Source organism: Dolichospermum sp. UHCC 0315A, from assembly GCF_008121535.1.
In the GTDB taxonomy this organism is placed as follows: domain Bacteria; phylum Cyanobacteriota; class Cyanobacteriia; order Cyanobacteriales; family Nostocaceae; genus Dolichospermum; species Dolichospermum lemmermannii.
Genome location: NZ_CP043056.1, coordinates 2,242,859 through 2,255,494, shown reverse-complemented (window position 1 = coordinate 2,255,494; position 12,636 = coordinate 2,242,859). Strand labels below are relative to the sequence as shown.

The 12,636-nt window shown below is 35.6% G+C and carries 9 protein-coding genes; 1 reads left to right on the top strand and 8 read right to left on the bottom strand.

Annotated elements, in window-relative coordinates:
* Positions 1–110 precede the first annotated feature (110 nt).
* From pstA to BMF77_RS10940, 4 genes are all read right to left on the bottom strand, one after another.
* A complete protein-coding gene (gene pstA, locus BMF77_RS10955; protein WP_148762784.1) occupies positions 111–992 on the bottom strand; it encodes a phosphate ABC transporter permease PstA in 882 nt (293 codons plus the stop codon).
* Positions 993–1,006: 14 nt separating this feature from the next.
* Positions 1,007–1,957, bottom strand: a complete 951-nt coding sequence (gene pstC / locus BMF77_RS10950; protein ID WP_148762782.1) for a phosphate ABC transporter permease subunit PstC — start codon at positions 1,955–1,957, stop codon at positions 1,007–1,009.
* 211 nt (positions 1,958–2,168) lie between these two features.
* Positions 2,169–3,332 (bottom strand): phosphate ABC transporter substrate-binding protein PstS, encoded by a 1,164-nt coding sequence (gene pstS, locus BMF77_RS10945; RefSeq protein WP_148762780.1) that lies wholly within the window; start codon positions 3,330–3,332, stop codon positions 2,169–2,171.
* Positions 3,333–3,546: 214 nt separating this feature from the next.
* Entirely contained in the window at positions 3,547–4,161 is a 615-nt protein-coding gene (locus tag BMF77_RS10940) for a 2OG-Fe(II) oxygenase (protein WP_015079685.1), read from the bottom strand.
* A 1,815-nt stretch (positions 4,162–5,976) separates the two neighbouring features.
* Here BMF77_RS10940 and BMF77_RS27280 point away from each other — a divergent pair.
* A complete protein-coding gene (locus BMF77_RS27280; RefSeq protein ID WP_210422335.1) occupies positions 5,977–6,141 on the top strand; it encodes a hypothetical protein in 165 nt (54 codons plus the stop codon).
* Between the two features lie 72 nt (positions 6,142–6,213).
* On the opposite strand, the gene BMF77_RS27860 is transcribed toward BMF77_RS27280, so the two are convergent.
* The 4 genes from BMF77_RS27860 to BMF77_RS10910 form a co-directional block, all read right to left on the bottom strand.
* Positions 6,214–8,904 (bottom strand): formylglycine-generating enzyme family protein, encoded by a 2,691-nt coding sequence (locus tag BMF77_RS27860; protein WP_246863120.1) that lies wholly within the window; start codon positions 8,902–8,904, stop codon positions 6,214–6,216.
* A gap of 388 nt (positions 8,905–9,292) precedes the next feature.
* On the bottom strand, positions 9,293–10,282 hold the full coding sequence (locus tag BMF77_RS10920; RefSeq protein ID WP_148762778.1) for a MoxR family ATPase: 990 nt from the start codon (positions 10,280–10,282) through the stop codon (positions 9,293–9,295).
* A gap of 8 nt (positions 10,283–10,290) precedes the next feature.
* Positions 10,291–12,111 (bottom strand): trypsin-like peptidase domain-containing protein, encoded by a 1,821-nt coding sequence (locus tag BMF77_RS10915; RefSeq protein WP_148762776.1) that lies wholly within the window; start codon positions 12,109–12,111, stop codon positions 10,291–10,293.
* 7 nt (positions 12,112–12,118) lie between these two features.
* Positions 12,119–12,454, bottom strand: coding sequence for a CU044_2847 family protein (locus BMF77_RS10910; protein WP_148762774.1), 336 nt, complete (start codon positions 12,452–12,454; stop codon positions 12,119–12,121).
* Positions 12,455–12,636 lie beyond the last annotated feature (182 nt).

Genomic DNA, 12,636 nt, shown 5'->3' with positions numbered 1-12,636 from the left:
ACCCCGACGCAAAACCCGCTGCTTGTAGAAGCAGGGGACTTTAACCCCCAAAGGTAAGTTAAAGAATAAGTTTTTCGGGATGAGTTTCAGTTTTGTTGATAGCCTCTTGACTAAACCTTTTGTTTAGTCACCCAGCGAGTAATAATACTAGTAATTAAAACCATCATTACGAGGATTAAAGACGCAGCCCAAGCTAGAGATTGCCAAGTTGGGAAGGGAGAAGTAGCAAAGTTGTAGACTAAAACCGCGAGAGAAGCAGTAGGTTTGAGAATGCTATCCGGCCAAAAAGCAGAGAAAAGAGCCGTAAATATTAATGGTGCTGTTTCTCCAGCAGCCCGAGCGATCGCCAAAGTAGAACCAGTGACAATTGTTGGTAATGCAGCCGGCAATACCACCAGGATCACAGTTTGCAAATTACTTGCACCTAATCCAACAGACGCTTGCCGCAAATCTTGAGATACTAATTGCAAAGCTTCGTCTGTAGTTTTTACAATAATAGGTAACATCAAAATTGCTAAGGCAAATCCACCCCCCAGGGCTGAGTAAGAGCCTAAATTCAGGTTTACTAAGGTCAAAACCACAATTCCATAGGCAAATACCCCAGCAATAATAGAAGGAACACCACTGAGGACGTTAGTAGCAAAACGTATCCATCTAGCAATCTTTTGGGAACTAAACTCATTTAAATAAATTGCGGCCAATACACCAAAGGGAACACTAATGACAGCGGCAATCCCGACCATGAGAATTGTGCCAACAATGGCATTACCAAAACCGCCATTTTTGCCAAAAGGCGGCGGTGGTAACTGCGTAAAAATATTGAGATTTAAACTACTAAACCCTCTAATTACTACATAATAAAGCACTGCCAACAAGGGGACTAGTGCCAATGCTCCACAGATAAAAGCTAATCCAGTCATTGCTGTATTCAACAATGTCCGAGGAGAGGAAGGAGAACGAGTCAGGCTTCTTTGCTCAAAAGAAGAAGTCATAATTTAACCTATCACTATAGTCTCTGGACTCGCGCCACAATAAACTCTGCCAGAATATTGACTATCATCGTCAATAGAAATAGGATTAAAGCTGCATACATTAAAGCAGCAACTTGTAACCCATTAGCTTCAGCAAATTGATTTGCTAGTAGGGAAGAAATTGTATTAGATGGTGCTAAGAAAGAGATGTTAATATTATTGGCATTACCAATTAACATTGTCACAGCCATTGTTTCACCCATGGCTCTACCAAGTGCCAACATCACCGCACTGACAATGCCAGAAAAAGCAGCGGGGATAATAACTTGAAAAATTGTTTCCCAACGGGTTGCACCGATTGCCAAGGCAGCTTGACGTAAACCCGAAGGTACAGAAATCAAAGCATCACGAGAAATAGCGGTGATAATTGGCAAAGTCATAATTGCTAAGATCACTCCCGCAGGTAACATTCCTGGTCCTGTAGGTGAGGTACTAAAAATAGGTAGCCAGCCCCAATAATGATGCAGCCATTTGCCCAAATCAGTTAAAATCGGGATTAAAACAAAAATTCCCCAGACTCCGTAGACAACACTGGGAATGGCAGCTAATAATTCTACTAAAAATACCAGTACCAATTTTACCTGGGATGGCAAAAAATCCTCACTCAATAAAATCGCTGTCCCCACACCAATCGGAACTGCTAAAATTAGTCCGATTAAAGAACTCATGAGAGTCCCATAAATCGCAGGTAATACCCCATATTCATCATTAACAGGATTCCAATTGCTGGTGATTAAGAAATTAATCCCGAATTTTTGGATAGCTGGACTGGCCGCAATAGCAACTTGCAAGGTAATCCATAATAAAATCCCAGCAATTGCTAGGGCAAAAATTCGAGTTAACCAAATAAAGCTCCGATCTAGATTTCTGTCTATTTCCGAGCGATTTTTCGTTACTAATGGGGTTTCTGGAAAATTTATGGACATGAATGCTGACTCTAAGATGTGGGAAAAAGCTAACTTTCTCAAAACTAAGTAGGTGAAGGGAAAAAAACCGTAGACGCGGAGCGGCTTCTCGAAGAGTAATATGTAACGAAAAGTAAAATCGCCGAAACCCTCTTCACTCTTGCCTCTTGCCTCTTGCCTCTTGCCTCTTGCCATAACGACGATTTTCAATGCTAACCTACTTAGGTTGTCATTACTTTGTAGTTTTAGGATCAGCGCCAAGAGAGATTTTATAATCAGGACTAATTTGATCAGCAGCAGCAGCCACTTTAGCAATCACATTTGCTGGTAAAGGAACATACCCTAATTGAGTAGCTAACTTTTGTCCATCGGTTAAAGCGTACTCAATAGTTGCTTCTATTGCCTTGGCTTTACCAGCATCAGCATATTTTTTATAAGCGAGAATCCAAGTATAAGTGACGATTGGGTAAGAACCTTCCCCTTCAGGATCAGAAATAAAAGCGCGAAGATTTTCTGGTAAAGTTACTGATGCTAACGTTTTAGATGCTGATTCTTCAGAAGCCAAAACAAACTTTTTAGCTTTATTTTCTAAACTCGCAAATTTGAGATTACTTTGTTTGGCATAGCCATATTCTACATAACCAATAGCGCCTGGAGTTTGTTGAATTTGGGCGGTAACACCTTCATTGCCTTTAGCACCAATTCCTACAGGCCATTTTACACTTTTACCGTCACCTACTTTAGTTTTCCATTCTGGACTAATGGCGCTAAGGTGTTTGGTAAAAACGCCTGTAGTCCCGCTACCATCAGCCCGATAAATAACTTTTATCTCGTCTTTTGGTAATTTTACACCAGGATTAGCTTGAGCGATCGCCGGATCATCCCAAGATTTGATTTTACCTAGTAAAATATCAATATAAACTGCTCGTGGTAGTTTGAGTATGGCTACGCCACCTGAGCTATCAGCAATATCTGGTAAGTTATAAGCCAGAACAATACTACCAGCAGTTACAGGTAGTAAGATCACTCCTTTATCTGCGGGGATATTCTGAATTTCTTCATCTTTCATGGCTACATCACTAGCACCAAAGTCTACTGTCCCTTTGGTAAACTGCTCAACACCAGCACCACTACCAACTGGCTGATAGTTAACTTTTAAATTGGGGTATTTTTTGTTTAACTCCGCAAACCAGGTTTGGTAAAGGGGTGACGGAAAAGTAGCACCGGCACCTGTTAATTCAATATTACCTCCTAAATCTAGTTTGCTGGAAGCAGTTGTAGTTTGACTGGAAGATTTGTTAGGAGTGGGATTCGTTGAGTTAGTTTCTCCACAGGCAGATAAACTAATTGCTAGTGTGAATACCGATATTAAAGCTATCAGGCGATTATGCTTCATTGCACTTAGAGGTAATGGTAGTAATGTTAATTTTTAGCTAAACACCTCTAACATACTCCTAAAAAATTGTTTCAGAGACTTACAAATCAAAAATACCCCATAAGACTGGATAATCTTTTTTGTGAAGTTCTTTTATCGGTAAAGAAATGGGGAAATCTATATTTATAGTATTTGCGTATTTTACAAGTTGATCATATCATCCTTTGACATCAGCCTACTTTTTTTGTTTTTTTCCATTCCCTTGATTAGCTCTTGATTCTAATGTAAACTCTGGTATTTCTTCAAGTTCATCTTCACTTAAACTATACTGTTCACACACAAGACTTAACCGATTTCCAGGAGTTGTCACTGCATTGACAGAATGAGTTAAATCACCCTGAAAGTAAATTAAAGAATTGGTTTGGGGTTTAATTTGTCCCACTTGGCGTTTTTGCAACTTCAGCACCAATTCTCCTCCCTCCATATCTTCTGGTACACGTACATAAAGAACGCTCACAAATGCAGGAGGTTCAACGGTTTTACAATAGGAACGCAAAGACCGGTCAATATGGGGGTCAACGCGAGAACCTGCTTTTAGTAGTAAAGGATTCAGATAAAAAGCATTACAATTAGGTAAAAGTGCCAAATCTAAATAAGGCTTAAAATAGGGGAATTTTTGAATAACTTCTGCTAAACCTTGACGCTGAAATACAACAGAAAAGCCTTTAGTATTGATAAAATCTCGGTTGAGGTTATTGATAGCAAAATAGGGACAAGCTTGGATTTCTCCCCACAAGTCCTGGAGATATTGAACAGGAAAGGCGTTAGGATGTTGTTGATAGTATTTCACGGTCTTAAATTAATGGATATTGAGTTTAATTTTTGTCTGAATCAGGATATCCAGGATTAGAGGATTAACAGGATGTTTGACATTTCTATAGTCTTTCATAGTCTTAAATTAATGGATATTGAGTTTAATTTTTGTCTGAATCAGGATATCCAGGATTAAAGGATTAACAGGATATTTGACATTTCTATAGTCTTTCATAGTCTTAAATTAATGGATATTGAGTTTAATTTTTGTCTGAATCAGGATATCCAGGATTAAAGGATTAACAGGATATTTGACATTTCTATAGTCTTTCATAGTCTTAAATTAATGGATATTGAGTTTAATTTTTGTCTGAATCAGGATATCCAGGATTAGAGGATTAACAGGATATTTGACATTTCTATAGTCTTTCATAGTCTTAAATTAATGGATATTGAGTTTAATTTTTGTCTGAATCAGGATATCCAGGATTAGAGGATTAACAGGATGTTTGACATTTCTATAGTCTTTCATAGTCTTAAATTAATGGATATTGAGTTTAATTTTTGTCAGAATCAGGATATCCAGGATTAGAGGATTAACAGGATGTTTGACATTTCTATAGTCTTTCATAGTCTTAAATTAATGGATATTGAGTTTAATTTTTGTCAGAATCAGGATATCCAGGATTAGAGGATTAACAGGATGTTTGACATTTCTATAGTCTTTCATAGTCTTAAATTAATGGATATTGAGTTTAATTTTTGTCAGAATCAGGATATCCAGGATTAGAGGATTAACAGGATGTTTGACATTTCTATAGTCTTTCATAGTCTTAAATTAATGGATATTGAGTTTAATTTTTGTCTGAATCAGGATATCCAGGATTAGAGGATTAACAGGATGTTTGACATTTCTATAGTCTTTCATAGTCTTAAATTAATGGATATTGAGTTTAATTTTTGTCTGAATCAGGATATCCAGGATTAGAGGATTAACAGGATGTTTGACATTTCTATAGTCTTTCATAGTCTTAAATTAATGGATATTGAGTTTAATTTTTGTCTGAATCAGGATATCCAGGATTAGAGGATTAACAGGATGTTTGACATTTCTATAGTCTTTCATAGTCTTAAATTAATGGATATTGAGTTTAATTTTTGTCTGAATCAGGATAACCAGGATTAGAGGATTAACAGGATGTTTGACATTTCTAGGGAATACATTAATAAAACAATCAATAAAAATCATGATCAAAAAACCCATCAACAAAACCACCAAACCATCCTGTACATCTTTAAATCCTGGTTATCCTGATTCAGACAATGATATTTCTAGGGAATACCTTAATAAAAAAATCAATTAAAATCATGATCAAAAAACCCATCAACAAAACCACCAAACCATCCTGTACATCTTTAAATCCTGGTTATCCTGATTCAGACAATGATATTTCTAGGGAATACCTTAATAAAAAAATCAATAAAAATCATGATCAAAAAACCCATCAACAAAACCATCAAACCATCCTGTACATCTTTAAATCCTGGACATCCTGATTCAGACAATGATATTTCCAGGGAATACCTTAATAAAACAATCAATAAAAATCATGATCAAAAAACCCATCCACAAAACCATCAAACCATCCTGTACATCCTTAAATCCTGGACATCCTGATTCTGACAATGATATTTCCAGGGAATACATTAATAAAACAATCAATAAAAATCATGATCAAAAAACCCATCAACAAAACCACCAAACCATCCTGTACATCTTTAAATCCTGGACATCCTGATTCAGACAATGATATTTCTAGGGAATACCTTAATAAAACAATCAATAAAAATCATGATCAAAAAACCCATCAACAAAACCACCAACCCATCCTGTACATCTTTAAATCCTGGTTATCCTGATTCAGACAATGATATTTCTAGGGAATACCTTAATAAAACAATCAATGAAAATCAGTATCAGAAAACCTATAAACAAAACGACCAACCCATCCTGTAAATCCTTAAATCCTGGTTATCCTGATTCTGACAATTACAAGGGTAAAGGGCAAAAGCGCAAGAGTGCAAAGAGCTAAAGAGTCCTCGCCGCACCACTACATACAACCCGAAAACCAATAGTGTAGTAGTCGTTAGCGAGGTAGTTGAGGTTGCGATAAGCAGAACGGCAATATACAGGATAGTCGTGCCACGAACCACCGCGCAGCAACTTGTTGCTTTTGGACTCATTGCTTATCCATGCGCTTCTATCTGTAGGCGCATCTTCATAATTATTATGCCAATCATCTTGACACCATTCCCACACATTGCCGTGCATATCATATAATCCAAATTCATTGGCTATTTTAAAACTTCCTACTTCTGTTGTTTTTCCTTTCCGAATTCCTTTAACTCCATCACCATAAGTATAGTTACCATGATAATTAGCTAAATCTGTGGTAATCGTCTCACCAAAATGAAATGGTGTGGTAGTTCCGGCACGACAGGCATATTCCCATTCTGCTTCACTGGGCAGTCTATAGGGTCTTTGAGTGTGATTTGATAGTCGGTTACAAAACTCCACCGCATCATGCCAAGAAACCCGTTCTACAGGACGATTTGCTCCTTCAAACCTAGATGGGTTTGGTTTTAGTTCTTGGTTGACTGGAGGTAAAGCGGCTACTGCTTGCCATTGTGCTTGGGTAACAGGATATTTACCCAATAAAAACGGTGGTACTGTAACTTGATGCTGGGGACTTTCAGTTTCCCTGCGTTCTGGCTCATTTTTTGGTGAACCCATCATAAAACTACCACCGGGAATTGCTACCATTTCTAGTTGAATACCATTACCTAAGTCTTCTATAAAATGCTGGGCTTGTTTTTGTTTTCTCTTAATACTCAATTCTGTTTTTTGTTTCGGCCATCCTAATTTTTTAAGCTCAATAGTAGCAACTTCAAAATCAAAAGGTTCTAAGTTGATAGATGTCTCATTTTCTGTGATGATAGCAACTTCAACTTCAGAGGTTTTGATTTCTGGTAGGGGTAATTCGTGAATTACCCCTACTGGGTTTAACTGTTCTGCTAACCTAGCATAATCTCCCCCTAACTGACGCAATACTTGTTGATTAATCTCAGCAAAGGGGAAAATTTCTGCCTTTGTTTTTTCATCCAAATCAGAATTAGGAAATAGCAATGCAGGAAAACTTCTAATTGATATACCAGCTTTCTGACATATATATTCAGAAACAGCTTTGAACATGGCTTCAATTTCTGTTAATCTTACAGAACGCCATAAAACTTCTCGCACTCCCTCAACAAAATCATATTGCCACTTTTCTGGCTGATTTTCTTGACTAATTAACTTAGGTTCTAACAAACCACTCATAAAAATTTCCGCCAAAATAATTGGCTTTCTTGGTGGTGGCAACATTTTTTCTTGAATCAGATGAATTACAGGTATACTTACAGGTGCAGAAGACATCAAATTTGCTAATCTTCTTGCTAAAGGTGAAGCACTATTATAAAATTTATTAACTAATAATTTTGGATCTTTTGTTGTTTGTGAACTGAATAATTTATGTGTGGGAATTAATTCTTTCCATTTAGGCATAAATAAAATACCCACTGTGTCAATATTACCTGTACCTGCAATCACTTTTGCCCAATATTCTAAAGATTCAGGTTCTAAAATCACAATAGGTAACTTTAACGCTTGATTGGGTTTTTGGCGTTGCTGAATCAAGGTATGAAAATGAAAACCTAATAATCGGAAGTATTCGTCATGTAATAGTTTAGCAATAGCCAACAAATATAAATCATACCTAAAATCAGCAACGCCGGGTTTTTCTTCTAACCAGAAAGGGAAATCATGAATAGTCAATTTAGAATTGAGTAAACCTGGTTCAATCGCACTTAAAGAAACGGAAATACCCAAATCTAAAACAGTGCGTTCCCATAATTGTTCCGGTAATAATTGCAGAATTGTTACCGAGACTTGTTTAGACCATAATTCTAATAAATTATGTATTTCTCCTTCCCACCATAAAGAGGAAATACAATCACTAATTAATAATATTAAACGTCTACCATTAGGTTCTAATAGTTCTTTGGGACTGCGGGAACGTTGTTTTTTTGTAGCTTTTCTCTGCTGGTGAAAAAATTGCGGTTTACCATCATTTGTGCATAAATTCCAAGTATAAACATTTCTAAAAGCTCCATGTCTTTCCATTAATTTGCGAAACTCATTGATAGTTTCTTCCCAAACTACAGTAGCGCGATTTTCTTCAACAACTATCACCAAATCTAACCAACGTTCTCGCGCAGGTTTTAAAACTGGTATCCAAACATCATTTTCCGCTATTTGTTGGGCTGTATTTTCTTCATCTAAAACAAATTTTATCCGAGATGGAACTTTCCGCATCAATGGACGGAGTGACCTACCAATTTCTAAAGCATTAGGTAAAGCAGCAACAGCAGGAGATTTAAAAGGTACTCCTGATGATGCAGGTTCTGATTTTTCAGAGGTTGGTTTTTCAGTAGAATTAGATTGAGAAATAGAATCTACACCATCTTTTGTATAAGCTTTAGCTGTAGTTTCTTGAATGTTTTCTACTGTAGAATCATCCGAAGCATCTAAATTTTGATAACTTTCTCGTTGAGGTAATTTAGAAATCTCAGTTTGAGAAATTTGATTTGCTTGATTAACTTCATCAACAGATGTAATTGCTAATGGTAATTTGATCTGGTTTGCTAACCAAATAGCATCAGCAATTTCTTCTGCACTCATGTCCAGTTCTAGGTGTTGTAGAAGTTTAATCAACCTGTTCATCATGAATCCTCGGAACTATCTAAATACTTTAATATTTTCTTAATCAAATCATCTGTAGGTTGGGTTGTTCGCGTCAGCGTTGCGAAGCAATGGAACGAAACCCAACACCAAACTTCACTATCTCCCCTTAGAGGATGTTTTAAAAGTTTTTAATGTGTAAACAGACCCCTCTCCAAACCTCTCCCCTACCAGGGGAGAGGCTTTAAAACCCCCATTCCCTTGTAGGGAAGGGGGGGAGGGGGGTTAGGTTTTTGGAGATTATGGGTTTCATATAATACTTTTCAAACAACCTCTTAATGTTGGGTTTCACTTCGTTTAACCCAACCTACAATTATTTACTTCTTAATCATGAATCCTCGGAACTATCTAAATACTTTAATATTTTCTCAATCAAATCATCTTTAGTTGTCCCTGTTGGTGAATTTTCTCTAGTAACTAAGTAAACAGCGTTAAGAAGTTGATCTGTTGCTAATTCCCCATTTTGACGTTTTTTGAAAAAATCCTCAATTAAATCATGCGCTATTTGAGGTAGTTTATCATTTTCTTTTAAACTGAGATGTGCTTTAACTATTCGTTCTAATTCTGTTTTATCTGGTTCTTGGATATTTAATCTGATACAACGTCTTAAAAAGGGAGGAGGAAAATCTCGTTCACCATTACTGGTTAAAATCACAAAAGGAAAGGATGTACAGCGAATTCTACCTTTTTCAATAGTGGCTTTTTGATCTTTATATGCTGTCTGTACTTCTACCTGATCTAGTTTATCAGCTATGCGCCTTAGTTCTGGTATTTCAAATTCTCCCTCTTCAAAAATATGTAGTAAATCATTAGGTAAATCAATGTCACTTTTATCAATTTCATCAATTAATAAAACTCTGGGTTTGTCAGATGGTAGTAAAGCTGTTCCCAGTGAACTTAAATTAATATATTTACCAATTTCTGCTAAGTTGTCTTTGTCTTTATCTTTATCTTTAGCATCTTGTAAACGTCCTATGGCATCATAATTATAAAGTCCATCTTTTAGCGTGGTGCGGGTGGTAATTGGCCAATGTAATACTTCTCCTAATCCTAGTTCATAAGCTACAGCATAGGCTAAAGAAGTTTTACCTGTTCCTGGTTTACCTGTTACTAATAAAGGTCGTCGTAAATATAAAGCCGCATTCACTAAGTCTATTTCTTCTGAACGTGCTTGAAATGTTTCTCCGCGTCTTTTTTTGGGGACGCTATTACTATTATTAAAATCTCGCCAACTTGGTGGTTTTGGAAGCTTAGAACCTTCATCTATCCATTTTTGATTTACTTGATTGTTTCCTTGAAATATTTTCCAGTCTGTCATAAGAATACCTAGTTAATAATGATTGGTTCAGCTTTAAATGGTAAAATGTGAGGGTTTTCGTAAATGATAAAAACATTATTTACGAATAGATATTGATTGTCTTTGTCATTAAGCAAGAATTTTTCATATTGTTCCAGAACATGATTAGGTAATGTATGAATATAGCAATTTAACTCATTATTTGCTCTGATTGCATATTCTTGTTTCTCTAAAGTAATTTTATCTCTGTGACAGATAGCGATAGGAACAACATTACTCTTCAATGAACTAAAAATCTTAATAATTTTATCAGCATCATTTTTTTTATTCTCATCAAAAATATTTAGTATAACACCAATTGCTTGCTTCATTAATACAGAAAATCTTGTTTCATTATATTCATGTAGCTTTTGAAAATCATTGCAGGTAATATTTTCTAATTGCTGCCATTTATCAATCCAATTGCTTTGTTTAACATTTAAATAGTTTGTGTCTAAGCGTGTAACATCACGAACCATCACCGGATATCTCTGACGTACAGGAATTCTATCTCCAAAATCATCAATTTCCCATGTTTCAACAGGATGATTAAGGTATTGTGGGGGTAGGAAAAATACAAATTTTTTATCCTTTTCTAACTTACAAGGAATTTTTTGGAATAATGAAAGAAAAAGGTTTTTTTCAATTTCTTTGAGTGTAAAGCTATCATCAGGAGAATCAGAAAATTCAATTGACTCAAACCCTGTTTGGTGTTTTATATAATTTTGAATATTAGGAATAACACCACCACTAATTTTAAATTTTGGGATTTTTGATCTTGATTTTGTTGTCAATGGTTCTATTTTAATTAATATGTATGATTCCTGTTTAGTATCGGTATTTCTATCTTGTTTATTAACATCTTGAATCAGTTTATCAAAATCTTCTATATTATTACTTCCCCATTTTTCTAACTTTGTTTGAGGAATTTGAGAATTAGTAATTAAATATTTTATAAATTGTGCTGTATTGTCGTTATGATTAAATTTTTCATTACTATCTAAATTACGTTTATCCCAATCATACAAATCTTTAACAATACCTTCTACTGTGGTTTGAGGCGAATTTACTAAACCACAAGATTTATAAGCTGTTTGAATAGCAGAATTTATAGCTGTATCCAGATTAGTAGTTAAGACTTGAATGAGGCTTAAAAAACTCCAAGATTCAATTATGATTTTTGCAGGAATCATGTATCCTACTTTAACATTTCTTCGTACTCCCGCATAAGGTTGTCCATCTGGATCAAGTTCTGAAGATACAACTATTCCCACAAAACTAGCCAATTTTTCATCCCAAACAGGCGCACCACTAAAACCTAATTCAATAGAAAATTTAGATTGATTTTCTACATCCATCTGTACCAAACCAGAACCATTAGTATCTACAAGTTTTCCTTCTGTAATTACCCCCTCATCATGTCCTATAGGAAATCCTAAAACAGAGAAATTATGTTGAGATGATGCTTTCAAACTTAATGGAAAAGATATATCACTTTTTGGTAAATTACCTTGTAATTCCAGAATAGCTATATCTTCTCCATATTTATAAATATCAGATCGAGGTTTCCATGCAATAACTTTCGCCTCAAACTTTGGTTTATTTTCTCCTACAGGAAAGAGAAAATCAACATTTACTAAATCTGAAGGTCTTTCTGGAGTAGAATGTGCTAAAGCATCTGCAACTACATGAGCGCAGGTAATAATATATTTATCATATATCAATAAACCTGAACCTTTTACCTCATCAGAAGGATTATAAATTCTGGCAATGTGGTTTTTATGTAATTCTTCCATTTCATCATCTACCATAAACTAACTATGCTGTTTTGTTATTCCACTTCACGGTGATTTCAAAAGTTAGTTCACTTCCCAAAGAACTAAATACAATTCCAGCATTAGCAGTTAGTTTGACACCAAATTTTATTTCTGTTTCATTGGGGGTAATATCCTTGAGTTTAGAAACAACAGTAGTAATAACAGGTTTAATTTCATCTAATGCTTGATCAAACTTTTTACTAGCAGCAGTGACAGAAACTCCATTTCCCCGTGATACGGGTTTCGGCGCTCCTGGTTGGGTTGGTTGTTTGTCTACTTCTACTAAAAAAGTAGTTCCATCTTCTAAAGCAAACTCAATTAATTGCTTTTCTGCCATATTAGATATATATTGCGAATCAGGCTATGTAAGGTCAAATATACCACATTGCCAACATATTTAAACAGCACAAAATAGCACTAAAGATAGTTGTCGCATAGCTAAAGGTATACTTACCCCAAACTTACCCCAATAAAATTTGGGACGAGTATTAAACCCGTCCCAGAATTACCTAAAACCGC

What these genes read in the sequence shown, in the direction of transcription:
- BMF77_RS27280 (WP_210422335.1), top strand. Translation starts at nt 5,977, where the DNA reads ATGATCAAAAAACCCATCAACAAAACCACCAACCCATCCTGTACATCT.
- pstS (WP_148762780.1), bottom strand. Translation starts at nt 3,332, where the DNA reads ATGAAGCATAATCGCCTGATAGCTTTAATATCGGTATTCACACTAGCA.
- BMF77_RS10915 (WP_148762776.1), bottom strand. Translation starts at nt 12,111, where the DNA reads ATGGTAGATGATGAAATGGAAGAATTACATAAAAACCACATTGCCAGA.
- BMF77_RS10910 (WP_148762774.1), bottom strand. Translation starts at nt 12,454, where the DNA reads ATGGCAGAAAAGCAATTAATTGAGTTTGCTTTAGAAGATGGAACTACT.
- BMF77_RS10920 (WP_148762778.1), bottom strand. Translation starts at nt 10,282, where the DNA reads ATGACAGACTGGAAAATATTTCAAGGAAACAATCAAGTAAATCAAAAA.
- pstC (WP_148762782.1), bottom strand. Translation starts at nt 1,957, where the DNA reads ATGTCCATAAATTTTCCAGAAACCCCATTAGTAACGAAAAATCGCTCG.
- BMF77_RS27860 (WP_246863120.1), bottom strand. Translation starts at nt 8,904, where the DNA reads ATGAGTGCAGAAGAAATTGCTGATGCTATTTGGTTAGCAAACCAGATC.
- pstA (WP_148762784.1), bottom strand. Translation starts at nt 992, where the DNA reads ATGACTTCTTCTTTTGAGCAAAGAAGCCTGACTCGTTCTCCTTCCTCT.